At 71.4% G+C, this 25,549-nt stretch carries 19 protein-coding genes and 2 pseudogenes; 11 read left to right on the top strand and 10 right to left on the bottom strand.

Going from position 1 to position 25,549, the window contains the following annotated elements; translation table 11 throughout:
* From ACWDUZ_RS22565 to glgB, 3 genes are all read left to right on the top strand, one after another.
* The coding region (locus ACWDUZ_RS22565) for an alpha-glucosidase C-terminal domain-containing protein (protein ID WP_451633583.1) at positions 1–227 on the top strand (227 nt) is incomplete at its 5' end.
* A gap of 92 nt (positions 228–319) precedes the next feature.
* Positions 320–1,759 carry a maltokinase N-terminal cap-like domain-containing protein gene (locus ACWDUZ_RS22570; RefSeq protein ID WP_451633584.1) on the top strand — a complete coding sequence of 480 codons (1,440 nt, stop codon included), beginning with the start codon at positions 320–322 and terminating at the stop codon, positions 1,757–1,759.
* A 60-nt stretch (positions 1,760–1,819) separates the two neighbouring features.
* Positions 1,820–4,555, top strand: a complete 2,736-nt coding sequence (gene glgB / locus ACWDUZ_RS22575; protein ID WP_451633585.1) for a 1,4-alpha-glucan branching enzyme — start codon at positions 1,820–1,822, stop codon at positions 4,553–4,555.
* A gap of 57 nt (positions 4,556–4,612) precedes the next feature.
* Here glgB and ACWDUZ_RS22580 read toward each other — a convergent pair whose 3' ends face one another.
* From ACWDUZ_RS22580 to ACWDUZ_RS22595, 4 genes are all read right to left on the bottom strand, one after another.
* The gene (locus ACWDUZ_RS22580; protein WP_451633669.1) at positions 4,613–6,847 is read right to left on the bottom strand and encodes a HelD family protein; all 2,235 of its coding nucleotides are present in this window, start codon (positions 6,845–6,847) and stop codon (positions 4,613–4,615) included.
* A 196-nt stretch (positions 6,848–7,043) separates the two neighbouring features.
* Entirely contained in the window at positions 7,044–7,379 is a 336-nt protein-coding gene (locus ACWDUZ_RS22585) for a thioredoxin family protein (protein WP_451633586.1), read from the bottom strand.
* Positions 7,376–7,807, bottom strand: coding sequence for a MerR family transcriptional regulator (locus ACWDUZ_RS22590; protein ID WP_451633587.1), 432 nt, complete (start codon positions 7,805–7,807; stop codon positions 7,376–7,378). Before ACWDUZ_RS22590 ends, ACWDUZ_RS22585 begins: the two co-directional genes overlap by 4 nt.
* A gap of 29 nt (positions 7,808–7,836) precedes the next feature.
* Positions 7,837–8,631: a DUF2127 domain-containing protein gene (locus tag ACWDUZ_RS22595; protein WP_451633588.1), complete on the bottom strand. Its 795-nt coding sequence runs from the start codon at positions 8,629–8,631 to the stop codon at positions 7,837–7,839.
* A 78-nt stretch (positions 8,632–8,709) separates the two neighbouring features.
* On the opposite strand from ACWDUZ_RS22595, the pseudogene ACWDUZ_RS22600 reads away from it, so the two are divergent.
* A pseudogene (locus ACWDUZ_RS22600) lies at positions 8,710–8,907 on the top strand (TetR/AcrR family transcriptional regulator); the annotation flags it as partial.
* 184 nt (positions 8,908–9,091) lie between these two features.
* Here ACWDUZ_RS22600 and ACWDUZ_RS22605 read toward each other — a convergent pair.
* Entirely contained in the window at positions 9,092–10,501 is a 1,410-nt protein-coding gene (locus tag ACWDUZ_RS22605) for a cation:dicarboxylate symporter family transporter (protein ID WP_451633589.1), read from the bottom strand.
* Between the two features lie 152 nt (positions 10,502–10,653).
* On the opposite strand from ACWDUZ_RS22605, the gene ACWDUZ_RS22610 reads away from it, so the two are divergent.
* The 3 genes and pseudogenes from ACWDUZ_RS22610 (at position 10,654) to ACWDUZ_RS22620 (ending at position 13,933) form a co-directional block, all read left to right on the top strand.
* Entirely contained in the window at positions 10,654–12,393 is a 1,740-nt protein-coding gene (locus ACWDUZ_RS22610; RefSeq protein WP_451633590.1) for a sensor histidine kinase, read from the top strand.
* On the top strand, positions 12,390–13,088 hold the full coding sequence (locus ACWDUZ_RS22615) for a response regulator (protein WP_451633591.1): 699 nt from the start codon (positions 12,390–12,392) through the stop codon (positions 13,086–13,088). Before ACWDUZ_RS22610 ends, ACWDUZ_RS22615 begins: the two co-directional genes overlap by 4 nt.
* Before the next feature lie 134 nt (positions 13,089–13,222).
* Positions 13,223–13,933, top strand: a pseudogene (locus ACWDUZ_RS22620) (XRE family transcriptional regulator).
* On the opposite strand, the gene ACWDUZ_RS22625 reads toward ACWDUZ_RS22620, so the two are convergent.
* Entirely contained in the window at positions 13,930–14,955 is a 1,026-nt protein-coding gene (locus ACWDUZ_RS22625) for an ATP-dependent 6-phosphofructokinase (RefSeq protein WP_451633592.1), read from the bottom strand. The pseudogene ACWDUZ_RS22620 and the gene ACWDUZ_RS22625 overlap by 4 nt on opposite strands.
* A gap of 256 nt (positions 14,956–15,211) precedes the next feature.
* Here ACWDUZ_RS22625 and pta point away from each other — a divergent pair, with 256 nt between their 5' ends.
* From pta to pyk, 3 genes are all read left to right on the top strand, one after another.
* Positions 15,212–17,314, top strand: coding sequence for a phosphate acetyltransferase (gene pta, locus ACWDUZ_RS22630; RefSeq protein ID WP_451633593.1), 2,103 nt, complete (start codon positions 15,212–15,214; stop codon positions 17,312–17,314).
* 36 nt (positions 17,315–17,350) lie between these two features.
* Entirely contained in the window at positions 17,351–18,568 is a 1,218-nt protein-coding gene (locus tag ACWDUZ_RS22635; protein ID WP_451633594.1) for an acetate kinase, read from the top strand.
* A 109-nt stretch (positions 18,569–18,677) separates the two neighbouring features.
* Positions 18,678–20,108: a pyruvate kinase gene (gene pyk / locus ACWDUZ_RS22640; RefSeq protein ID WP_451633595.1), complete on the top strand. Its 1,431-nt coding sequence runs from the start codon at positions 18,678–18,680 to the stop codon at positions 20,106–20,108.
* A 99-nt stretch (positions 20,109–20,207) separates the two neighbouring features.
* Here the strand turns inward: pyk and ACWDUZ_RS22645 are convergent, their stop codons facing one another.
* From ACWDUZ_RS22645 to ACWDUZ_RS22660, 4 genes are all read right to left on the bottom strand, one after another.
* Complete coding sequence (locus ACWDUZ_RS22645; protein WP_451633596.1) at positions 20,208–21,593, bottom strand: hypothetical protein; 1,386 nt, start codon at positions 21,591–21,593, stop codon at positions 20,208–20,210.
* The gene (locus ACWDUZ_RS22650) at positions 21,583–22,134 is read right to left on the bottom strand and encodes a DUF6114 domain-containing protein (RefSeq protein ID WP_451633597.1); all 552 of its coding nucleotides are present in this window, start codon (positions 22,132–22,134) and stop codon (positions 21,583–21,585) included. Before ACWDUZ_RS22650 ends, ACWDUZ_RS22645 begins: the two co-directional genes overlap by 11 nt.
* Positions 22,135–22,262: 128 nt before the next feature.
* On the bottom strand, positions 22,263–22,895 hold the full coding sequence (locus ACWDUZ_RS22655) for a DUF6230 family protein (RefSeq protein WP_451633598.1): 633 nt from the start codon (positions 22,893–22,895) through the stop codon (positions 22,263–22,265).
* Positions 22,896–23,546: 651 nt separating this feature from the next.
* Complete coding sequence (locus ACWDUZ_RS22660) at positions 23,547–24,521, bottom strand: tetratricopeptide repeat protein (RefSeq protein WP_451633599.1); 975 nt, start codon at positions 24,519–24,521, stop codon at positions 23,547–23,549.
* Positions 24,522–24,813: 292 nt separating this feature from the next.
* On the opposite strand from ACWDUZ_RS22660, the gene ACWDUZ_RS22665 reads away from it, so the two are divergent.
* The gene (locus ACWDUZ_RS22665; protein WP_451633600.1) at positions 24,814–25,461 is read left to right on the top strand and encodes a TetR/AcrR family transcriptional regulator; all 648 of its coding nucleotides are present in this window, start codon (positions 24,814–24,816) and stop codon (positions 25,459–25,461) included.
* Positions 25,462–25,549 lie beyond the last annotated feature (88 nt).

Genomic DNA, 25,549 nt, shown 5'->3' on the forward strand with positions numbered 1-25,549 from the left:
TCGCGTTCCTGCGCGAGCACGAGGACGACCTGGTCCTGTGCGTGCACAACTTCTCCCGCTTCGCCCAGCCCACCGAACTGGACCTGAGCGCCTTCCGCGGCAGGCACCCCGTGGAGCTGTTCGGCGGGGTCCGCTTCCCGGCCATCGGCGATCTGCCGTACCTGCTGACGCTGGCGGGACACGGCTTCTACTGGTTCCGGCTCCGTACGGACGCCGCCACCGCGTAGCGCCCCCTGGTGGGGCGGTTTCCGCCGCCCCACCTGTGGGCACGCGTCAGTACACCCGACCAGCGATTGGACGCGACGCCATGTCGGAAGCCATGTCGCAAGCCGTCACACGCTCAGTCACCACCGGCCCTGCCGCCGGCGGCTCCGTCACCACCAGCGGCCACGGTCTCCTCGCGTCACTGGACCCGCTGCTGCGCGAGTGGCTGCCCCGGCAGCGCTGGTTCGCGGGAAAGGGGCGCCCGGTCACGGGATTCTCGCTGGTCGCCGCCACGGAGCTGCTTCCCGTCGAAGGGAAGCTGGGGCTGTACCACCTGCTGGTCCGCGCCCATCAGCCGCTCGCGGCGGTACAGGGGCACGTACCGCACCCCGGCGACTGTTACCAGCTGCTCATAGGCGTGCGCGAGGCGCTGCCGCCCAGGCTGGCGCCCGCGCTGATCGGCCACGTCCACGAGGGCACGCTCGCCGGCCGCACGGCGTACGAGGCCCTGTACGACTCCCGGCCCGCCGAGGTGATCCTGGAGGCGCTGCGCACCCAGGCCCGTATCGGCGGGCTGCGCTTCGAGCGTCGCGACGAGATACGTCCCGACCTGGTCCCCCGCAGGGTGACCGCCGAGCAGTCCAACTCGTCCGTCATCTACGGCGATACGTTTATTCTCAAACTGCTCCGCCGGGTGCTGCCCGGCATCAACCCCGACCTGGAGCTTCCGCTGGCCCTGGCCCGCGAGGGCTGCCCGAGGGTCCCCCCGCCGACGGCGTGGATGACGGCGGAGGCTCCCGCCGAGTCGGGCACCGACGAGCCGTACGTCCTGGGCGTGCTCCAGCCGTTCGTGCCGGGCGCCTCGGACGGCTGGGAGCTGGCGCTGCGCGCGCTGGCCAAGGGCGAGGACTTCAGCGTCGAGGCCCGGGCGCTGGGCCGCGCCACGGCCGAGGTGCACACCGCGCTCGCCCGGGCACTGCCCACCGTCTCCCTGGGCCACCTCCAGCTCCAGTCGCTGGTCGACGGCATGACCGAGCGCCTGGAGGCGGCGGCGCAGGCGGTGCCCGCGCTCCAGCCGTACGCCCCCGCTCTGCGTTCCGCCTTCGATGCGCTGGCCGACCTGGCCGCCGAGGGCGAGACCTGGACGGCCCAGCGCATCCACGGCGACCTCCACCTCGGGCAGTGCCTGCGCTCACCCGCCGGAGAGTGGTCGCTGATCGACTTCGAGGGCGAGCCGGCGAAGCCGCTGGCCGAGCGGCGGCTGGCCCAGCCCGTGGAGCGGGACGTCGCCGGGATGCTGCGTTCCTTCGACTACGCGGCGCACTCGGCGGGCGGCCCGCCCGCAGCGGAGTGGGCCGAGGCCTGCCGGGCCGCCTACTGCACCGGATACGCGGAGATGGGCGGGCGCGACCCGCGCACCGACCCGGTGCTGCTGGGGGCCTACGAGACCGACAAGGCGATCTACGAAGTGCTCTACGAGGCCCGGCACCGCCCCGACTGGCTCGCCGTGCCGCTCTCCGCGGTGCGCCGCCTGGCCGGCTCCGCCCCGGTGTGATCCCTCTGTCATCACGCACCGACCCGATCTGTCCTGTTCTGCGCCGAGGAGGCTCCGCCCGTGACTGACCGCCCCCCGTCCAGCGGTTCGGACCCGAAGCAGACGGCCGGGACCGCCGGCGCCGAGCAGCCGGCGGTCGCGAAGAAGGCCACCTCGAAGAAGACCGCGGCGAAGAAAGCAGCCACGACGAAGAAGACCGCCGCATCGAAGAAGACCGCCGCGACGAAGACCACGGCGAAGAAGGCGGCCGCGAAGAAGGCCCCCGCCAAGAAGACGGCTGCCAAGAAGACCGACGCGGCGACGGCGATGACCACGGCGAAGAAGACCGCCGTGAAGAAGACGGCCGCCAAGAAGACCGTCGTCAAGACGGCGGCGAAAAAGACGACGGTGAGGACGACGGCCGCTGGGGAAGCGCCCGCCGCCAAGACCCCCGCGAAGAAGACCCCGGCCAAGAAGCCCCCTGCCGAGAAGGCGCCCGAGAAGCAGGCCGCCGCCAGGAAGGCCCCCGCCGGGAAGGCCGCCGCGAAGAGGCCACCCGTCGAGGTGGTCGCCCCCGCCGCCGCGCTGTCCGTGGGGGCCCCTGAGCAGGACGCGTCCGCGGGCACGACCGTCTCCCCCGCCCTCGGCGCCCTCGACCGCGAGCGGCTGCTCAGCGGCACGCACCACGACCCGCACACGGTGCTCGGCGCACATCCCGTGCCCGGCGGGGTCGCCGTGCGCGCCTTCCGGCCGTACGCGCTGGGCGTGGCCGTCATCGCCGGTGACCTCCAGGTCGAGCTGCGGCACGACGGAGGGGGCTTCTTCTCGGGGCTGCTGCCGCTGCCGGACGTACCGGAGTACCGGCTGGAGGTGGCCTACGAGGGCACCGTGCTGCGCACCGAGGACGCCTACCGGTTCCTGCCCACGCTGGGCGAGCTGGACCTGCACCTGATCGGTGAGGGACGGCACGAGCAGCTCTGGCAGGTGCTCGGGGCGCATCCGATGACCCACCAGGGCGTGGCCGGCACCCGGTTCGCGGTGTGGGCGCCCGACGCGCGGGGCGTGCGGGTGGCCGGGAACTTCAACTTCTGGGACGGCACCGCGTTCCCGATGCGCTCGCTCGGCTCCACCGGTGTGTGGGAGCTGTTCGTGCCCGGGATCGGGGAGGGCGAGCTGTACAAGTTCGAGATCACCCGGCCGGACGGCTCCAGGACGCTGCGCGCCGACCCGCTTGCCCGCCGGACCGAGGTGCCGCCCGCCACCTCGTCGGTCGTGCACGCCTCGCACCACGAGTGGAAGGACGGGGAGTGGATCCTCCGGCGGGCACAGCGCCCCGCGCACGAGGCGCCGTTCTCCGTGTACGAGGTGCATCTGCCCTCCTGGCGCCCCGGGCTGACCTACCGTGAACTGGCCGAGCAGCTGCCCGCCTACGTCAAGGACCTGGGCTTCACCCATGTCGAACTGATGCCGGTCGCCGAGCACCCCTTCGGCGGCTCGTGGGGCTACCAGGTCACCGGCTTCTACGCGCCGACCGCGCGCCTGGGCACCCCGGACGACTTCAAGTACCTGGTGGACCGCCTGCACCAGGCGGGCATCGGGGTCCTGATGGACTGGGTGCCGGCGCACTTCCCACGCGACGAGTGGGCGCTGGCCGAGTTCGACGGGCGCCCGCTGTACGAGCACTCCGATCCGCTGCGGGCCGCCCACCCCGACTGGGGCACCCTGGAGTTCGACTTCGGCCGGCGCGAGGTGCGCAACTTCCTCGTCGCGAACGCCGTGTACTGGTGCGAGGAGTACCACATCGACGGGCTGCGCGTGGACGCGGTGGCCTCCATGCTCTACCTGGACTACTCGCGCGAGCCCGGCCAGTGGACGCCGAACCGGTACGGCGGCCGGGAGAACCTGGACGCGGTGGCGTTCCTCCAGGAGATGAACGCCACCCTGTACCGCAGGGTGCCGGGCGTGGTGACGGTGGCCGAGGAGTCCACCGCCTGGGACGGCGTCACCCGGGCCACCCATCACCGCGGCCCGAGCGGCTTCGGCGGCCTGGGTTTCGGACTGAAGTGGAACATGGGCTGGATGCACGACTCGTTGGAGTACATGAGCCACGAGCCGATCCACCGCAAGTACCACCACGACGAGATGACGTTCTCCATGGTGTACGCCTACAGCGAGAACTACGTGCTGCCGATCTCCCACGACGAGGTGGTGCACGGCAAGGGCTCACTGGTGTCGAAGATGCCCGGCGACTGGTGGCAGCAGCGCGCCAACCTGCGCGCCTACCTCGGCTTCATGTGGTCCCACCCCGGCAAGCAGCTGCTGTTCATGGGCCAGGAGTTCGCCCAGGGCAGCGAGTGGTCCGAGGAGCGCGGCCCCGACTGGTGGCTGCTGGATCCGTCGTACGGCGCGGCGGCCGACCACCGGGGCGTGCTGGACCTGGTCCGCGACCTGAACACCGCCTACCGGGCGACGCCGGCCCTGTGGGCGCGGGACATCCACCCCGACGGCTTCCAGTGGATCGTCGGGGACGCGGCGGACGACAACGTGTTCGCGTTCCTGCGCCATGACGCCGAGGGTGCTCCGCTGCTGGCGGTGTCCCACTTCGCTCCGACGGTCCGCCACGACTACCGCCTCGGCGTCCCCGACGACGTCCCCGCCTGGCTGGAAGTGGTCAACACGGACGCGGCCCGCTACGGCGGCAGCGACGTCGTCCACCCCGATCCGGTCAAGCCGGAACCCCAGGGGTGGCACGGCCGGCCGGCGAGCATCCGGCTGACCCTGCCGCCCCTGGCGACGGTGTGGCTGCGCCCGGCGTGAATGCCCCCGGGAGCTACCTCCGTAGCCCCGCGGCGACCGGAGCCGCGACGAACACCGTCACCCGGTGAACGCGGCGGCCAGGGCCGGGGGCAGCGCCCCGGTGTGCACCACGCCGAGCCGCTGCGTGGCCCGCGTCAGGGCCACGTAGAGGTCGCTGGTGCCGTAGCGGCCCGGCTCGACCACCAGGACGGAGTCGAACTCCAGGCCCTTGGCCTGGCGCGGGTCGAGAAGGACGACCGTGTGCGTCAGGTCGGGCTCGGCGCCGGCCGTGACCCCGTCCAGCCGGGCTGCCAGGGCGCGGTGCAGCTCGCGCGGTGCGATCACGGCGAGCCGGCCCTCGTCGGGGGTGAGCTCGGCGACCGCCTTCTCCACCGCGCCGGGCAGGTCGTCGGTGGCGCGGGCCCAGGGCCGCACGCCCGTGGAGCGCACCGAGCTCGGCGGCCGGAAACCGGGGTTCTCCGCGCGGACCACGGCGGCCGCCACGTCCATGATCTCGGCCGGGGTGCGGTAGTTGACGCCGAGGCGGGTGTGCTCCCAGCGGTCCTCGACGTACGGCTCGAGGATGCTCTCCCAGGAGCCGACGCCGGCCGCCTCCGCGGTCTGCGCCGGGTCGCCGACCAGGGTCATCGAGCGGGTGGGGCAGCGCCGCATCAGCAGCCGCCACGCCATCGGCGACAGCTCCTGCGCCTCGTCGACGATGATGTGCCCGAACGCCCAGGTGCGGTCGGCCGCGGCACGCTCGGCGGCGCTGCGGTGGTCGGCCTCCTCCTGCCGCTCGGCGAACCGCTCGGCGTCGATGATGTCGTGCGCGGACAGCACCTCCGACCCGTCCGGGTCGCCGTCCTCCTTGTCCTCGAACTCGTAGGTCCGCGAGGCGTACGACACGTCCAGGACGCCCTGCGCGTACGCCACCTGGGTCTCGCGCTCCCGCTCGGCGCGGGCCCTGGCCGGCCGGTCGTCCTCGCCCAGCAGCTCGGCGGCCTCGTCCAGCAGGGGGACGTCCGCCATGGTCCACGCCCGCGTCACCGGCCGGCGGACGGCGTCCGCGTCCTCCTTCGGCAGATACCCGTCGGGATCGGCGAGGAGGTCCGCGACCAGCCGCTGCGGGGTCAGCCGGGGCCACAGCTGGTCGATGGCCGCCCAGACCTCGGGGTTCTCGGCGAGCTCGTCGCGGATCTGGGTGATGTCGGAGGCGTCGAGAAGGCTGGAGCCGTCGTAGGGGTCGGTGCCGACCCGCTCCGCGTACAGCTCGGTCAGCGTGTTGAGGATGTGGCCCTCGAAGTGCTCGCGGGCCACGTTGTGCGGCAGCTTGGCGGCGCGGGTGCGCTCCCGGGCCACGCCCACCAGGCCTTCGTCGAGCATGAGCACCTCGCGGTCGTGCTCGACGGCGATCACCGGGTCGGGCAGCGCCTGCCGGTCGCGTACGGCGGCGGCGAGCACGTCGGCCATGTCGGCGCGGCCCTTGACGGCGGCCGCCTCGGGCCTGTCGGTGGCCGTGGCCCGCACGCCCGGGAACAGCTCGCCCACCGTCGCCAGCAGCACACCGGTCTCGCCGAGCGAGGGCAGCACCTCGCCGATGTAGCCGAGGAAGGCGGGGTTGGGGCCGACGATCAGCACGGCGCGCCGGGCGAGCAGCTCGCGGTGCTCGTAGAGCAGATAGGCGGCCCGGTGCAGCGCGACCGCGGTCTTCCCCGTGCCCGGGCCGCCCTCCACCACCAGCACTCCGCGATGCGGCGCGCGGATGATCCGGTCCTGGTCGGCCTGGATGGTCCGTACGATGTCGCCCATCCGGCCGGTGCGCGCGGAGTTGAGCGCGGCCAGCAGCACCGCGTCGCCGGCCGGGTCCTCGTGCCCGGTGCGGGTGGCGTCGCCGAGGTCGAGGATCTCGTCGTGCAGGGAGGTGACCCGGCGGCCGTCGGTGGAGATGTGCCGGCGGCGGCGCAGGCCCATCGGGGTGTGGCCGGTGGCCAGGTAGAAGGGCCGTGCGACCTCGGCCCGCCAGTCGATCAGGATCGGCGTGCGCTCGGCGTCGTCGGCGCGCAGCCCGATACGGCCGATGTGATGGCTGACCCCGTCGGTGAGGTCGATCCGGCCGAAGCAGAGCGAGCCGTCCACGGAGTTCAGCGCGGCGAGCAGCCCCGAGCGTTCGGCGACGAGGATGTCCCGCTCCAGCCTGGCCTGCATGGGCTTGTCGCCCTGTGCGAGGGCGTCCGTGACGGAGGCCTCGGTGTCGCCGCGCAGGGCGTCCACGCGCACATACAGTCCGTCGATGAATTCCTGCTCCTGCCGCAATTCACCGTCGTGAAATTCGGTGTTTGACAATTCCGCTCCCGCCCGGATATACTGTGCCCACAACGCTTCTCGGTGACCCGATTTCTCAGAAGTCATGAATCACCGAATATACGCAGAGAAATCCCCCGAGCGCAATTGCACTCGGGGGATTTCTCGTGTCCGCGGGACCCTGGCCGGCCTCCTGCCGCCGAACCTCTCAGAGCACGTCGGCCAGCTCCTCCAGCAGTCGCCGCTTGGCACGAGCCCCCACCATGGACCTCACCGGCTCCCCGTCCCGGAACACCATCAGCGTCGGGGTGCCCAGCACTCCGTAGGCGAGGGTGGTCCCGGGATTCCGGTCCACGTCCAGCTGGACGATCTTCAGGCGGTCGCCCTCCTCGAACGCGATCTGCCCCAGCACGGGCGCCAGCTGCCGGCAGGGCCCGCACCACTCGGCCGTGAACTGCACCAGCACCGGCAGGTCCGCCCCGAGCACCTCCGCCTCGAAGTCCGCGTCGGTCACCTCGGCCACCCCGGCCACCTGCTTGATCATGACTCCTGCCCTCCCGGCACCTGCGCGGGCACCAGCTCGCACCTCGGCTCCGGCCCACCCGGAACCAGCGCCTCGGCGGCCAGCTCGGCGCGCGCCAGCTGTCCGGCGACCCGCTCCCGCACCGCCCGCAGCTCGCCGATCAGCGCGTCCAGCTCGTCCAGCTTGCGCCGGTACACCGCGAGCGAGGCCGGACACGAGTCACCCTCGGGATGCCCGGCCCGCAGACACTCCACGAAGGGGCGCGTCTCCTCCAGCTCGAACCCGAAGTCCTGGAGCGTCCTGATCTCCCGCAGCAGCTTCAGGTCCCGCTCGTCGTAGGTCCGGTGCCCGTGGGCGTCCCGCCGCGCGGGCAGCAGCCCCCGCGACTCGTAGTACCGCACCGCCCGCGTCGTGGTACCGGCCCGCCCGGCAAGCTCACCGATTCGCATGCCGTCGACCGTACGGCTTGACGCCGACGTCAAGGCAAGCGCGCGCCCTCGCGGACCGTCCGGTCCAGGACGCCCGCCGACTCCTCCACCTCCAGCAGCGAAGCGCTGCGGCGTTCCTCGTCGAAGGCCCGGCGGCCGCCGCGCAGGCCGAAGAGGCGCTTGGTGACCGCGATGTAGAGGACGGCCAGGACGTTGAGGGCCAGAGTGGTGATCTTGACGGCGCTGATGTGCTCGGTGAGCTCGTAGACCTCGAGGGGGAGGAACGCCGCGGTGGCGACCACCGTCAGGTACTCCGCCCAGCGCCTGGCGTACCACAGGCCGACCGCCTCGATCAGTTCGATCAGCGCGTAGGCCAGCAACAGACCGGCCACCAGCAGCAGGGTGGAGTGCCGGTAGCCGAAGGTCTTCTGGATGGTGCCGACGACCGGCGAGTGGTCGAGGTCGTAGTGGAAGTGCCGGAAGACGGGCCGGAAGACGTCGAGGTACTCGTTGAACAGCCGGCGTACTGCGTCCTGGCTGTTGCTGAACTTCCACACGGCGACCGCGACCAGCACGATGAACACCCCGCGCACGGCCCGCTCGACGGCGAGAAAGCGCAGGACGAACAGATCCCTCAGCACCTTGCCGCGGGGCACCAGCGGAGCGTTCGCGGCCGGGCCGGAGCCGTGCGGCTCGCCGAGCACGAAGTCGCCGCAGCGCAGGCAGCGCCAGACCTCGCCGAGCGCCGTGTCGGCGTGCAGCCGGATGCGCAGCCGGGGATCGTCGGGGGCGTAGGTCACATGGCCCTTGCGGGCGCAGGTCCGCCGGTTCCAGTCGATCGCCATCCCCCGTGCCTCCGTCTTCGTGCTCGCGCGGCCGTGCCGCGCCGGTCGATCCGGCACGGCACGGTAGTGCATCGCGGGGGCGCCTTCAGCTCCCCGCTGCCCGCGCCGGCCCTCGCGTACGTCCACGAGCAGATCCTGTTCGCCCTGATGGAGGCCGTGAACGACGGCCTGCTGGCGTCGCGGGAGGCGGGGCGTTCGGCGGCGGTCACGGTGCTGACGTCGGCGGGGGTGCCGGCCGCGCTCGCGGGCGCGCTGGTGGAGAAGATCGGCGACTGACCGGCCGGTGTGCGCCGGCCCGGTCCGCCGGGCCGGCGCACAGAAGGACCGAGCGGCCGGCCCACGGGGAAGGGCTCGGCCGCTCGGCGGTATTTCGTCGTCGCCGGACGCCCGGCCCGGGTCAGGCGGAGCCGGGCGTCCGGAGCAGGGGTCCGTCAGGGGACCGGTCGACGGGCGTTCTGTGTCAGGCGTTCGCCAGTTCCTTCTCGCCGCCTCCGCGCTGCTCCGGCACGTCCGCAGGGGCGTTGTCGCCCGCGGAGTCGTCCAGCAGGGTCCGCTCGTCGAAGGGCAGGTCGCCGGCGAGCACCCGGCGCACCCGGTCCTTGTCGACCTCGCCGGTCCAGGTGCCGATCAGCAGCGTGGCGACGGCGTTGCCCGCGAAGTTGGTCAGGGCGCGGGCCTCGCTCATGAAGCGGTCGATGCCGACGATCAGGCCGACGCCGTCGACCAGGGCGGGCTTGTGGGACTGGAGGGCGCCGGCCAGGGTCGCCAGGCCGGCGCCGGTGACACCGGCGGCGCCCTTGGAGGCGACCATCATGAACAGCAGCAGGGTGATCTGCTGACCGATGGAGAGCGGCTGGTCCATGGCGTCGGCGATGAAGAGGGAGGCCATGGTCAGGTAGATCATGGTGCCGTCGAGGTTGAAGGAGTAGCCGGTCGGCACGGTGATGCCGACGACCGGGCGGCTGACGCCGAGGTGCTCCATCTTGGCGATCAGCCGGGGCAGGGCCGACTCCGACGAGGACGTGGACAGGATCAGCAGGAACTCACGGCCCAGGTACTTCAGCAGCTGGAAGATGTTGACGCCGGCGACCAGGCGGGTCATCACGCCGAGCACCACGAACACGAACAGCAGACAGGTGACGTAGAAGCCCAGCATGATCGTGGCCAGTGCCTTCAGGGCGTCGACGCCCGTCTCACCGACGACGGCGGCCATGGCGCCGAAGGCGCCGATCGGGGCGGCCCACATGATCATGGCGAGCACCCGGAAGACCAGCCGCTGGATGTGCTCGACCCCGCGCAGGATCGGCTCGCCCTTGCGGCCCATGGCCTGCAGCGCGAACCCGACGAGGAGGGCGACCAGCAGCGTCTGGAGCACCTGGCCCTCGGTGAAGGACGACACCAGCGTGGTCGGGATGATCCCGAGCACGAAGTCGACCGGGCCCTCCTTGGCGGCGTCCGCCTGGGCGTGACCCACGCCCTTCACGGCCTCGGTGAGGTGCATCCCGCTGCCCGGGTGCACGATGTTGCCGACGACCAGGCCGATGGCCAGCGCCACGAACGACATGGCGATGAAGTAGCCAAGGGCGAGCCCGCCCACCTTGCCGACCTGCGCCGCCTTGCGCACCGAACCGACGCCGAGCACGATCGTGCAGAAGATGATCGGGGAGATCATCATCTTGATCAGGTTCACGAAGCCCGTGCCGAGCGGCTTGAGCTCCTTGGCGAAGTCCGGTGCGGCGAACCCGACGATGATGCCGAGGACCACCGCGGCGATCACGGCTATGTACAGATAGTGGGTGCGGTCCCGCTTTGCTGCGGGGCCGGATCCTGCGGTGGGTGCGGCAGGTGCCTTGTCGGCTGCGCTGCTCACGAGCGGCCCTCCTTGACGACGTCGTCGGCATCACCGGCGTGCGGCTCACGTCCGGGGGTTTTCGGGGATGCGGTGACTATCTCGTGCGCTGTGAGGGCGGTCACCCTTCCGTTCATTTAGTTCACGCCATAACGGAGGGGCAGACTGACGGCATGCGGATACCCGTCCCTTCGAAACCTCGCAGCCTGGCGGGCCAGCTCTTCGCCATGCAGGCCGTACTGCTGGCGCTCGTCGTGGCCGGATATGCGTCGTTCACCTTCGTCAGCGACCGCGGCCAGGCCGAGGGCGCGGCCCGCCGTCAGTCGACGGCGGTGGCCCGCTCGATCGCCGACTCCCCCTCGGTCCGGTCCGCGATCCACACCCCGGACCCCACGGCGGAGCTCCAGCCGTACGCGGTGAAGGTGATGAAGGACACCGGCGTGGACTTCGTGACGATCATGACGCCCGAGGGCATCCGCTGGACGCACCCGGAGCCGCGGCAGATCGGAAAGCCCTTCATCGGCACGATCGCCCCCGCCCAGCGCGGCGTGACGTTCACCGAGACCTACACCGGCACCCTCGGCCCGTCCGTCCGGGCGGTCACGCCCGTGGAGGAAGACGGGCACGTCATCGGCCTGGTCAGCGCCGGCATCAAGGTCGAGGCGATCAGCCAGCGGATCCGGGAGCAGGTCACCGCGCTGTTCGGGGTCGCGGGCGGCATCCTCGCGCTCGGCGCGCTCGCCACGTACGTCATCAACGCACGGCTGCGCCGGCACACCCACGGGATGAACGCCGAGGAGCTCAGCCGGATGCACGACTACCACCAGGCCGCGCTGCACGCGGTGCGCGAGGGGCTGCTGATGCTGGACGCCCAGTACCGGGTGGCGCTGATCAACGACGGCGGGCGGGAGCTGCTGGGAGTGGGCGGCGAGGCCGGTGAGGCGGACGTGGTGGGCAGGTCGGTGGCGGACCTCGGCCTGCCCGTGCCGCTGACGGGTGCGCTGCTGGCCTCGGAGCCGCGGGTGGACGAGGTGCATCTGACCGACTCGCGGGTGCTGGTGGTGAACACCTCGCCGGTGTCGGGCGGCGAACGCCGGGGCACGGTGGTGACCCTGCGCGACGTCACCGAGCTGCAGTCGCTGATGGGTGAGCTGGACTCCGAGCGCGGTTTCACGCAGGCGCTGCGCTCCCAGGCGCACGAGGCGGCGAACCGGCTGCACACAGTGGTGTCGCTGATCGAACTGGGCCGCGCCGAGGAGGCCGTCGAGTTCGCCACGGCGGAGCTGGAGCTGGCGCAGGCGCTGACCGACCAGGTGGTGGCGGCGGTCAGCGAACCGGTGCTGGCCGCGCTGCTGCTCGGCAAGACCGCACAGGCCAACGAGCGCGGCGTGGAGCTGGTGGTGTCCGAGGACAGCGGCCTGGACGACGGCCTGCTGCCCCACACCCTGCCGGCCCGGGACCTGGTGACGATCCTCGGCAACCTCGTCGACAACGCGGTGGACGCGGCCCAGGGGGCCCAGAGCGGCGCACGGGTGACCGTGACGGTGACGACGGGCGCCGAGGCCGCCGAGCTGGTCCTGCGGGTCGCGGACACCGGCCCCGGCGTGGACCCCGCCCATGCCGGCCTGGTCTTCCAGCGCGGCTTCTCCACCAAACCGACGGGACCGGGCGGCCGCGGCCTGGGGCTCGCCCTGGTGCGCCAGGCGGTCCATCGCCATCGGGGCATCCTGACGGTGACCGAGGCGGAGAGCGGCGGCGCCCTGTTCGAGGTACGCCTGCCACTGGGCGACGGCCCCCCGACCGGCTCCGGGGGCCCGGCGCTGGAGAGGTCCGGGTCCGGGGCCGAGGGCGGAGCCGATACCGGAGCCGAGGCCGCAGCCGAGTCCGGGGCCGGGGCCGGGGGGCGAAGATGACGGGCGGAGAGGCGATCCGTGTACTCGTCGTCGAGGACGATCCGGTCGCGGCGGACGCGCATGTGATGTACGTGGGGCGGGTGCCCGGCTTCGTCGCCGTCGGGAAGGCGCACACGGGTGCGGAGGCCCGGCGGGTGCTGGAGCGGACCCCGGTGGACCTGCTGCTGCTCGATCTGCACCTGCCGGATGTGCACGGGCTTCAGCTGGCCCGTTCCCTGCGGGCCACGGGCCATCACGCGGACGTGATCGCGGTGACCTCGGCGCGGGACCTCGCGATGGTGCGCGAGGGGGTCTCGCTGGGCGTGGTCCAGTACGTCCTGAAGCCGTTCACCTTCGCGACCCTGCGGGACCGTCTGGTCCGCTACGCCGAGTTCCGCGCGGCGGTCGGCGAGGCCAGCGGACAGGACGAGGTGGACCGGGCCCTCGCGGCGCTGCGCGCCCCGGGGCCCGCCGCGCTGCCCAAGGGGCTGAGCGCGCCCACGCTGGAGCGGGTCACCGGGACGCTGCGCACGGCGGAGGAGGGGCTCACGGCGGCCGGGGTCGCCGAGGCGGTGGGCATCTCCCGGATCACGGCCCGCCGCTACCTGGAGCACCTGGTGGACATGGGGCGGGCCGCGCGGCGCCCCGTGTACGGGCAGGTGGGCAGGCCGGAACTGGTGTACCGGTGGGTGCCGGGGTCCGCGCCGGGCCGGTAGCCGGGCCCGGACGGTGCCGCGACCGCCGCGCCGTGGCCGGCGCGCAGAACCTACGGAACCGTAGCTTCGTACAAGCGGTGTTCCTGTGGGAACGGACCGTAGTCACCCGGCCCGTGGAGCCCTAGCTTGTGGGCGTGCGCCGACCCGACCGGCCCCGTTCGTCCGCCGCTCTGCCGTTCGACGCCCCGGCCGCGCGGCGGCTTCGCGCCGCGCTCGGGACGGGGCCCGCACACGTCGCCCACGGGATGCGGGTCTCGTACGGGCTGTCCCACGTCACCCCCGACCTCGTCACCGCCTGGGAGCGCGGGACCGCCTCCCCGTCCGGCAGGGAGCTGACCGCGCTCGCCGGTGTGCTGTGGTGTGCGCCGGGCGAGCTGATCGGCAGGCCGCGCACCCTGCGCGAGCACCGCATCGCGCGCGGGCTGCCGCCGGAGGACGTGGCCCGCGCGGTCGGGCTCGACCTGGCGCGCTATCTGCGGATGGAGGACCACGACGACTTCAGCGGCACCGAGCGGCAGTCCGCCGCGCTCGCGGACGTGCTGGAGCTGTCGCTGCCCGACTTCGTCGCCGTCACCGGGCGCGAGCACGCACTCGCCGAGCTGCTGCGCGGCGCCGTGGACACCCGCCGGCAGGCCTACGTCCGTCCGGTGGGCAAGGTGGTGCCCCTGCCGCGGCGGGTACTGGAGACGGCGCTCCAGGAGTTGCACCAGGACTACCAGGGGCAGATGGTGGCCTCGCTCAGCTGAGGCGGGAACAGCGCCGCCGGCCAGGCGGGCGACGCCGGACGCGTGTTTCTGGAGCGGATCGTGGAGCGGTTCTGGGCCGCGGTCGGCCCGTACGGCTAGAAGACCGACTCCGTCTCGTCCATCCGGTCCTTGGGGACCGTCTTCAGCTCGGTCACGGCCTCGGCCAGCGGCACCATCACGATGTCGGTGCCGCGCAGCGCGGTCATGTGGCCGAACGCGCCGCGGTGCGCGGCCTCCACCGCGTGCCAGCCGAAGCGGGTGGCGAGGACGCGGTCGTAGGCGGTGGGCACGCCGCCGCGCTGGACGTGGCCGAGGATGACCGGCTTGGCCTCCTTGCCGAGCCGCTTCTCCAGCTCGTAGGCCAGCGCCGTGCCGATGCCCTGGAAGCGCTCGTGTCCGAACTTGTCGATCTCGCCCTTGCCGTAGTCCATGCTGTCCTCGACGGGGTGGGCGCCCTCGGCGACGCAGATCACGGCGAACTTCTTGCCGCGGGCGAAGCGCTCCTCGACCATCTTGACCAGGTCTACGGGGTCGAAGGGGCGTTCGGGCAGGCAGATGCCGTGGGCGCCGGCGGCCATGCCGGACTCCAGAGCGATCCAGCCCGCGTGCCGGCCCATGACCTCGACGACCATCACGCGCTGGTGGGACTCGGCCGTGGTCTTCAGCCGGTCCATGGCCTCCGTCGCGACGCCGACGGCGGTATCGAAGCCGAAGGTGCGGTCGGTGGAGGAGATGTCGTTGTCGATGGTCTTGGGCACGCCGACGACCGGGAGGCCGGCGTCGCTCAGCATGCGGGCCGCGGTCAGGGTGCCCTCGCCGCCGATCGGGACGAGCGCGTCGATCCCGAACCGGTGGATCATGTCCGAGGCGTTCTCACAGGCCTCGCGCAGCCGGTCGCGCTCCAGCCGCGAGGAGCCGAGGATGGTGCCGCCGCGAGCCAGGATACCGCCGACCGCGTTGAGGTCCAGTTCGCGGTAGCGGCCGTCGAGCAGGCCGGCGTAGCCGTCCTCGAAGCCGATGACCTCGTCGCCGTACGCCGTGACCGCTCGGTGCACGACCGACCGGATCACCGCGTTCAGTCCCGGACAGTCGCCGCCTGCCGTGAGAACTCCGATACGCATCGTGCTGTGTCTCCTGCTCGCTGTTGACACCGGTGATCCTGTCCGATTGTTTCACGAACCAGGAGGCTGCTCTGTCTTGACGGGCGCCCTACCTAGTGGCCGGAGTATTGTCAAGAGGGCTCCGCTCGCCCCAGGGCGTTTTTTTGCCTGCCCGGGTGACACTTCGCCACACTTCCGATGAAGCCAACCATCTCGACGCACCCGATCAACGACCACCACGACGTACCCGATGAACCCGATGGAACGGAGAGCCCGCGTGACGCGCAGCGTGTACGTGACCGGCATCGACCGCGGCGACGGCCGCCAGGTCGTCGAGCTGGGAGTCATGGAGCTGCTGACCCGGCAGGTCGACCGGGTGGGTGTCTTCCGCCCACTCGTCCACGACGGTCCGGACCGGCTCTTCGAACTGCTGCGCTCCCGCTACCGGCTGGCCCAGGACCCGGCGACCGTCTACGGCCTGGGCTACCCGGACGCGTCCGCGCTCCAGGCCGAGCAGGGCACCGACGAACTCGTGTCCGCGCTCGTCGACCGCTTCCACCTGGTGGCCCGGGACTACGACGTGGTGCTGGTGCTGGGCACCGACTTCGCCGACACCCAGCTGCCCGACGAGCTGTCGCTGAACGCCCGGCTCGCCAACGAGTTCGGCGCCTCCGTGCTCCCGGTCGTGGGCGGCCGGCGGCAGACCGCGGAGTCCGTGCTCGCGGAGACGCGCAACGCCTACCGCGCCTACGACGGCCTCGGCTGCGACGTGCTGGCCATGGTCACCAACCGGGTGGCCCGCGAGGACCGCGACGAGATAGCCCGGCGGCTGTCCGGCCGGCTGCCCGTGCCCTGCTGGGTGGTGCCCGACGAGCCCGCCCTGTCCGCACCGACCGTCGCGCAGATCACCCAGGTCCTGGACGGCAAGGTGCTGCTGGGCGACGACGCGGGGCTGTCCCGGGACGCCCTCGACTTCGTCTTCGGCGGCGCCATGCTGCCCAATCTCCTCAAGGCCCTGACCCCGGGCTGCCTGGTCGTCACGCCCGGCGACCGCGCCGACCTGGTCGTCGGCTCGCTCGCCGCGCACAGCGCCGGCACCCCGCCGATCGCCGGCGTCCTGCTCACCCTGAACGAGGAGCCGGGCGAGGAGATCCTCACCCTGGCCGCCCGGCTCGCCCCGGGCACCCCGGTCGTCTCGGTCACCGGCAACAGCTTCCCCACGGCCGAGCGGCTGTTCTCCCTGGAGGGCAAGCTGAACGCGGCCACCCCGCGCAAGGCCGAGACCGCGCTAGGCCTGTTCGAGCGCTACGTCGACACCTCCGACCTCAACAAGCGGGTCTCCGCGCCCAGCAGCGACCGGGTCACGCCGATGATGTTCGAGCACAAGCTGCTCGAACAGGCCCGCTCCGACAAGCGGCGGGTGGTGCTGCCCGAGGGCACCGAGGAGCGTGTGCTGCACGCGGCCGAGGTGCTGCTGCGCCGCGGGGTGTGCGACCTGACGCTGCTCGGTCCCGAGGACGCCATCCGCAAGAAGGCCGCCGATCTCGGCATCGACCTCGGGGACTCGCAGCTGATCGACCCCGCCGTCTCCGACCTGCGGGACGCCTTCGCCGAGAAGTACGCCCGGCTGCGCGCCCACAAGGGCGCCACGGTCGAGCTGGCCTACGACGTCGTCTCCGACGTGAACTACTTCGGCACGCTGATGGTCCAGGAGGGCCTGGCCGACGGCATGGTGTCGGGGTCGGTGCACTCCACGGCCGCCACCATCCGGCCCGCCTTCGAGATCATCAAGACGAAGCCGGGGGCCTCCATCGTGTCGTCGGTGTTCTTCATGTGCCTGGCCGACAAGGTGCTCGTCTACGGCGACTGCGCGGTCAACCCGGACCCGGACGCCGAGCAGCTGGCCGACATCGCCGTCCAGTCGGCGACCACCGCCGCGCGGTTCGGTGTCGAGCCGCGGATCGCGATGCTGTCGTACTCCACCGGCACGTCCGGCTCGGGCGCCGACGTGGACAAGGTGCGCGAGGCCACCGAGCTGGTACGGCTGCGCCGCCCGGACCTGATGATCGAGGGGCCGATCCAGTACGACGCGGCCGTGGAGCCTTCGGTGGCCGCCACCAAGCTGCCGGACTCGGAGGTCGCCGGGCAGGCCACCGTGCTGATCTTCCCGGACCTGAACACCGGCAACAACACCTACAAGGCCGTGCAGCGCTCGGCGGGCGCCATCGCGGTCGGGCCGGTGCTCCAAGGCCTGCGCAAGCCGGTGAACGACCTGTCCCGGGGCGCGCTGGTGCAGGACATCGTCAACACCGTCGCGATCACCGCGATCCAGGCCCAGGCCCAGAGCCCCGCGGCGCCCGCCGCCGAGCCCGCCCGCTGACGTCCACGACACCCGCACAGAGAGCTTTCGAACACCGTGAACGCGACCCGCGTCCTCGTCCTCAACTCCGGTTCCTCCTCGGTGAAGTACCAGCTGCTCGACATGCGCGACGCGAGCCGCCTCGCCGTCGGACTGGTCGAGCGCATCGGCGAGCAGACCTCCCGGCTCAAGCACACACGCGTCGCCTCCGGGGAGACGCGTGAGCAGAACGGCCCCATCGCCGACCACGACGCCGCCCTGAAGGCCGTCGCCGAGGAACTGGCCAAGGACGGGCTGGGCCTGGACTCCCCCGAACTGGCCGCGATCGGGCACCGCGTGGTGCACGGCGGCATGTTCTTCACCGAGCCGACCGTCATCGACGACGCCGTGCTCACCGAGATCGAGCGACTGATCCCGGTCGCCCCACTGCACAACCCGGCCAACCTGACCGGCATCCGCACCGCCATGGCGCTGCGGCCCGATCTGCCCCAGGTCGCGGTCTTCGACACCGCCTTCCACACCACCATGCCGGAGTCGGCGGCCCGCTACGCCATCGAGACCAAGCTCGCCGACCGGTACCGGGTGCGCCGCTACGGCTTCCACGGCACCTCGCACGCCTACGTCTCCCGCAGGACCGCCGGACTGCTGGGCAAGGCGCCCGAGGACGTCAACGTCATCGTGCTGCACCTGGGCAACGGGGCGTCCGCCTCGGCGGTGCGCGGCGGCAGGTGCGTGGACACCTCCATGGGGCTCACCCCGCTGGAGGGGCTGGTGATGGGCACGCGTTCCGGTGATCTGGACCCGGCCGTCATCTTCCATTTGCAGCGAGTCGGTGGAATGTCCATGGACGAGATCGACACTCTTCTCAACAAGAGGAGCGGTCTGTTCGGCCTGTGCGGCGACAACGACATGCGGGAGATACGGCGGCGGATGGACGAGGGCGACGAGCAGGCGCGGCTCGCCTTCGACATCTACATCCACCGGCTGAAGAAGTACATCGGCGCCTATTACGCGGTACTCGGCAGCGTGGACGCGGTCGCGTTCACCGCCGGGGTGGGCGAGAACGCGGACTTCGTGCGCGCCGCCGCCGTCGCGGGCCTGGAGGCGCTGGGCCTCGCGGTGGACGACGGGCGCAACGCCGTGCGCGGCGACGAGGCTCGGCTGATCTCTCCCGACGGCGCGCGGGTGGCCGTGGCCGTGGTTCCCACGGACGAGGAAATGGAGATCGCCAGTCAGACCTACGCACTGGTCGGAAAGGACAACCGAGACAACTGAATTCATTCGACACCCCTTCGACCGGCACTCGCCTGAGCGCGGACGCGCCCATTTGTATTTTCCGCCAGCCGGAATATTCCGCAGCGAAACAAACCGATAGGATCGCCCCATGCGCCGTTCGAAAATCGTCTGTACTCTCGGCCCCGCGGTCGACTCCCACGAGATGCTCGTGTCCCTGATCGAAGCCGGCATGAACGTGGCCCGCTTCAACTTCAGCCACGGCTCGCACGCCGAGCACCAGGGCCGCTACGACCGCGTCCGCGCCGCCTCCAAGGAGACCGGCCGGGCCATCGCCGTCCTCGCCGACCTGCAGGGCCCGAAGATCCGTCTGGAGACCTTCGCCGAGGGTCCGGTGGAGCTGGAGCGAGGTGACGAGTTCACCATCACCACCGAGGACGTCCCGGGCGACAAGCAGGTCTGCGGTACGACGTACAAGGGGCTGCCGGGTGACGTCTCGCGCGGCGACCAGATCCTGATCAACGACGGCAACGTCGAGCTGAAGGTCGTGGACGTCGAGGGCCCGCGGGTGCGGACGATCGTCATCGAGGGCGGCGTGGTCTCCGACCACAAGGGCATCAACCTGCCCGGCGCGGCCGTGAACGTGCCCGCGCTGTCCGAGAAGGACGTCGAGGATCTGCGCTTCGCGCTGCGCATGGGCTGCGACATGGTCGCCCTGTCCTTCGTCCGGGACGCCAAGGACGTCGCCGACGTCCACCGGGTCATGGACGAGGAGGGCCGTCGCGTCCCGGTCATCGCCAAGGTGGAGAAGCCGCAGGCGGTCGAGAACATGCAGGACGTCGTGATGGCGTTCGACGGTGTGATGGTGGCCCGCGGCGACCTGGCCGTCGAGTACCCGCTCGAGAAGGTCCCGATCGTGCAGAAGCGCCTGATCGAGCTGTGCCGGCGCAACGCCAAGCCGGTGATCGTGGCGACCCAGATGATGGAATCCATGATCACCAACTCCCGTCCGACCCGCGCCGAGGCCTCCGACGTGGCCAACGCGATCCTGGACGGCGCCGACGCGGTGATGCTCTCGGCCGAGTCGAGCGTGGGCGCGTACCCGATCGAGACCGTCAAGACGATGTCGAAGATCGTCACGGCGGCCGAGGAGGAGCTGCTGTCCAAGGGCCTGCAGCCGCTGGTGTCGGGCAAGAAGCCGCGTACGCAGGGCGGTTCGGTGGCCCGTGCCGCCGCCGAGATCGCCGACTTCCTCGGCGGCAAGGGCCTGGTGGCCTTCACCCAGTCCGGTGACACGGCCCGCCGGCTCTCCCGCTACCGTGCGGCCCAGCCGATCCTGGCCTTCACCACCGACGAGTCCACCCGCAACCAGATGGCGCTCAGCTGGGGCGTGGAGCCGCACCTCGTGCCGTTCGTCAACAGCACCGACGCGATGGTCGAGCTGGTCGACCAGGAGCTGATCAAGCTCAAGCGGTTCAACGAGGGCGACATCGTGGTCATCACCGCCGGCTCCCCGCCCGGCGTTTCGGGCACCACGAACATGGTCCGCGTCCACCACCTGGGCGGCGGCCAGCGCGACTGACGCGCGGACGGTTCCGTACGGCGCCGAGGGCGCCCCTCGCCTTGCGGCGGGGGGCGCCCTCGGCTGTCGCGCGGCTCCCGGAGGTGCTGTCGGTGCCCGTCAGTCGGTCGTGTACACGTGCATGCCGGGCACGTGCAGATTGCCGCCGAACTGGGCCGCCTGGACCACCTTCACGTGGGTGAAGTAGATCAGAGGGATGTTCAGCGGGGGCGGGCTGTCCGGGCTGAAGGTGACCGGGATCAGACCGAGCAGGTTGCCGGAGATGGACTCGGTGTACATCACCGTCTTCCCGCCGCGGATCGTGGACGTCGAGCCCTTGGCCGCCTGCACGTGGTAAGTCTTGCCGGACTGCTTGTCCTTCACCGTCTGGTGCAGGTCGCCGATGTCCGTGCCGTTGGAGACGACGTACTTCAGCACCTTCTTCACGGTGCCGTTGGCGGTCTTGACCTCGACGACACCCTGGTAGTCGGCGCCCTTCAGCAGCAGCGAGCTGGCGTTCAGGTACCACGGGTCGTCCGCCAGGGGCACCGTGTTGTCGATGCCGCCCTCGGCGTCGGTGGCCGCCGGGCAGTTCTCGGGGTCGGTGGTGGAACCCGCGGACGGGCTCGACGAGCCGGTGACCGTGCCGACGGTGTCGTTCACGGTGTCCTCGACCGTCCCGGTGACGTCCCCGGCCGTCTTGGACACCGTGTCGGTGGTGTCCTTCACGGTGTCCTCGACGGTGCCGGTGACCTTTCCGGTGGTGTCCTTGACGGTGTCCCTCACCGTGTCGGTGAGGCTCGCGCCGGCGGAGTCACCGGTGGCGCTCGCCGACGGCGTGGCGGAGGCGGACGGGGTGGCCGTGGCGTCCTGCGTCGTACCGGAGTCGGACTTCCCGCCGGTCAGGACGTTCCCCAGCGTGTCGCCGAGCGCGCCCAGGAGGCCGCCGCCGCTGCCCGAGGTCTCCGACGCGGACGGCGATGCCGTGTCGCCGCTTCCGGAGCCCGAGCCGGAGGTGGACGTCTGGGGCGCGGCCTTGTCGTCGGAACCTGAATCCGGTGAAGAGGACGCGTCCGAAGGCGACTTGTCCCCCGTGCCGCCGGCGTCCGCGGAGGAGGACGGCGTCGGGGTCGGCTGCGCCGAGCCGTCGTCGGCGGTCTTGCCGTCCTCGGTGGAGTCGCCGTCGCTCGTGGAGGGCGACGGCGTGGGCGAGGCCGAGGACGCCTCCTCGGCGCCGTCCAACGCCGCGACGCAGTCCTTGTACTCGTCGGCCGTCAGGGTGTTGGACGGCGAGGACGTGGAGCTGTTGTTGTCGGCGAGGGCGAGCGAGGACGTGAACCCCATTCCCATGAGGACGGCCGTCGGCATCGCCACCGTGGCTATCGCCTTGCCGGCCGGCATGTGGAACCTGGTGAACAGCGGCTTCTTGGGTGCCGCATGGCGCGGCCCGGTTCTCGCACGGGACTCGTCCACCTCGGTCCCGTGGGTCACCTCGTCAGCCGGCACTGTGCCTCCCGTTCGCCCCGTTGGCCGGGCTCGTTCCTGACAGGTCGTTCGACTCGTTGCTCGTCTGGTCCACCGCCGGGCCGGACGCGGCCTCCGGGACGGCACCCCGTGCCGTCCCGCTCTCCTCGGCGTCCTCCGGCGCGGGCGCGTCGCCCGGTACCCATGCCACGGCCATCGCGCCGCCGATCATCGCGAACAGGAAGCCGACGACGAAGCCGCCGAAGTTCGACACGGGAAGGGACACCAGCGCCAGCAGGATCGCCGCGACGCCCGCGAAGACCCGGATGTGCTTCTGGAACCACAGGCTGATGCCCAGGACGATGAGCAGCACGCCGATGATCAGGGAACCGGCACCCGCGGTGGTGGCCATCGCCAGGGTCAGATGACCGAGCTGGAGATGGGCGTACGGGAAGTACATGATCGGAAAACCGGCGATCAGGACGAACAGGCCGGCCCAGAACGGTCGGGTGCCCCGCCAGGCGCGGAACTGCAGCCTCCGGCGGGTGAACTGGCCGGATGCGGCAGGAGTTTCGGCGCTCATGGAAAACAGCTCCCTGGTGCGGCGTTGCTGTGGTGAGGGGTGGTACTGCGTGTGGGGGGTGTGTGAAGGAGCGGGTGAAGGTGGAACGGGCGGGGGCGCCATCGGCTCCCCCGCCCGTCACCGAGCGCTCAGTAGCACTCGTGGGTACCCGTCTTCAGCGACATCTTCAGCCCGCTGAGCTTGAAGGTTCCGGCAGTGGTCGCCCACGCCGTCTGCTTCACGCCGGTCAGCGTGGCCGAGTCGGCCTGCTGGGCGAACCCGTACGGGTTCGACATCTCGCCGTTGCCCTTCATGCCCGGACCCTTGTTGGCGTCCTTGGCGGCCACACCGATGTCGATGTTGTTGAAGGTGGCGTCGGCGTTGAGGTCGGCGACGTCGATGTAGAGGTTGTCGGCCTCGACCGGCTTGTCACCGCCCGCCTTCAGGACCAGGCTCACCGAGCCCAGCAGCGGGATGTCCGGCGTGACGACGGACTGGCACATGTTGTTGATCGAGGCCTTCTTGAAGGCCGAGACCGCGACCGGGTGTGCCGTCTTCTGCCCGTCGAGGGTGTAGCCCTGGTCGACCGCGCCGTACTGCTCGAACCCGGTGCCGACCAGCTTGTCGGCCGTCACCTTGAACGACTGGCCGGACACGCTGAACGACGCGGCGAGAGCACCCTGCGCCAGGGCCACGCCTATCGCCGCCGTGGCGGCCACGCTGGGCACCATGACCACGGCGAACCGCTTCCATCTGGTCCCGCCACGCACCTGGGACTCCATATTTCCTCCTTCTCGGACGTACATCTCCTGGCCTCGACTCGCCCCCGGGTCGGCGGCTCAAGCCGGGCAGGGATGGGAGAAGTGCTACGTCCTCGGGAAGGAGAGCGCCTGCACTCGTCAGGCGCGAACCGCGCCCGCATCACCGGCGATCACCCCCGAGCGACAACCACTGGTCGCGCCTGACACGCATCACGCACAACCTTGCTGGACAGGCTTCGTCGGGAAAGGACGAAGACCCCCCTGTCCAAGAGCCGGCGCCACTGCCGCCGGCTCTGCTCGGTGGGGACCCAGACATCCCGCGACCCGACCGGCTGCCGGGGTACGGGAATGGACCGAGCGTCGCCGATCGTGGTGCATTCTCGCCGCCCGCACAAGGGGGTTCGTTACTGGCTAGTAACGGCCGGATAACCCCGCGACGACACACCGGCCCCGAACGGCGACACTCGGTGGTAACAAGGGCCGGTACAAAACTGTTGATGACTGGATAGAAGCGGGCAGAACAACGCCCTCGACTTACTCGCAGTAACAGCGGCCGCGATTACCAAGTTTTGGTAAAGCGCGGCCGCTGTGACGGCTCGTCGCAGATCTTTCACTCCGGCATCACATGCCCCGGCGTTTAGCGACTGGTCAGCCGAGGGGCTTCCGAACGGCTCAGAACAGCGCCCGGGCGAGCGCCCGGCGCGCCCCCGCCACCCTGGGGTCCTCGGCTCCGACCACCTCGAACAGCTCCAGCAGCCTCAGCCGCGCCGCGTCCCGGTCCTCACCGGCGGTGCGCTGCACGGTCTCGATCAGCCGGCCGAAGGCGTCCTCCACATGCCCGCCCACCAGGTCGAGGTCGGCGGCCGCGATCTGCGCCGTCACGTCGGTCGGCTTCTCGGCCGCCTCCTGACGCACCTTCTGCGGGTCCATGTCCTGCACCCGCTGGAGCAACTCGGCCTGCGCGAGGCCCAGTTTGGCCTCGGGGTGGGCCGGGTCGTCGGCCAGTACGTTCTTGTACGCCTGGACGGCGCCGCCCAGGTCACCGGTGTCCAGGGCCTCTGCGGCGGCGTTCAGGAGCGCGTCGTACGGGCCGGCCTTGGGCTGGGGGGCCGTCTCCGCGCCGCCCGGCTGGGCGTCCGGGTCGACCGTCAGGCCGGTCAGGCCGAAGCGCTGCTCGGCGACCTGTACCAACTGGTCCAGCGTCTGCCGGATCTGGGCCTCGCCCGCGGCCCCCTGGAACAGGGGCAGGGCCTGGCCGGCCACCACCGCGAAGACCGCGGGGATGCCCTGGATCCCGAACTGCTGCATCAGCAGCTGGTTGGCGTCCACATCGATCTTGGCGAGGAGGAAGCGCCCGTTGTACTCGACGGCCAGCCGCTCCAGGACCGGGCTCAGCTGCTTGCAGGGCTGGCACCACTCGGCCCAGAAGTCGATGACGACCGGGACCTCGGCGGAGCGCTGGAGGACGTCTCGTTCGAAGGTGGCCTCGTCGACGTCGATGACGAGATCGGCCGGCGAGACGGCCCCCGTCCCGCCTTCCCTGGCGGCTTGGGCGCGCACCTGCTCCGCCTTCGCCTTGGCCTCCTGGGCCGCCTTCACCGCGGCGAGGTCGACGACTCCGCTCATGGACATGTTCCGTGGCTGCATGCGTCTATCCTCCCCCGATCCGCGTCGCTGAGTGAAAACGGCTGGGAAAGCCGGTTCGTTCCCGGCGCCTGATCCCCACCGGGCGCCGGTGTGCTTGCTGCTGCGTGATGCCGCTCTGTACGGCCGTGCGGCGGTGCCGCGGTGTGGTCGTCGCTCGGGCACGGGCTGCCGCCCGCGCTTTCGATACGACCCGTAGCGTAATGGCACGGGGTGCCTTCGCGAAACCACACCCCGGTGATCTCCCTCACGACCGCTCACGAACGGCCGGTTTCGGTCCGGTTATGGTCGTGGGATGCAGAGCCGCACCCCGCCCGCCCGTGCCGGCCGCCCGCGCAGCGCCGCCGCGGACGCGGCGATCCTGGCCGCCACCCGCGCGGCCCTGGTGGAGCTCGGCTGGTCCAAGCTCACCCTGGGAGACGTGGCCACCCGGGCCGGGGTCGCGAAGACCACGCTCTACCGCCGCTGGACGGGCAAGAACGAACTGGTCGTGGACGCGGTCGCCGAGCTCTTCGACGAACTCCGGATGCCCGACCTCGGCGACCTCGCGGCCGACATCGAGGGCGTGGTCCTGCAGTTCGCGGCGATCCTGGCCCGCCCCGAGGCCAGGAGCGGACTGATGGCCGTCGTCGCCGAGTCCACCCGCGACGACGCGCTGCGGGAACGTATCCGCACCTCGATCGTGGACCGGCAGAAACGGCTGGTTCTCGAGGGTCGTGCCCGCGCCCAGGCCCGCGGCGAACTCCCCGTCGAGGAGCACCCCGGCGAGGCCGCCCGCACCGCCGACCTCATCTTCGACGTGGTGGCGGGCGCGGTCGTCCACCGCACCCTGTTCAGCGCGGAACCGGCGGACGCGGAGTGGGTACGGAGCTTCACGCGGGTGCTTCTGACCGGGCTGGCATCGGGCAGCCCGTCCGAGGGTGCCCCCTCCGCGGGAGATTGAGGACGAGGTCGTCGAGGCCGATACCGGCGCCCGGGGACGGGACGGTGGGGCGGCGGGGCGGGACCCTCCACCGCCCGCACCGCCCTCG

Source organism: Streptomyces sp. NPDC003393 (genome assembly GCF_053589015.1).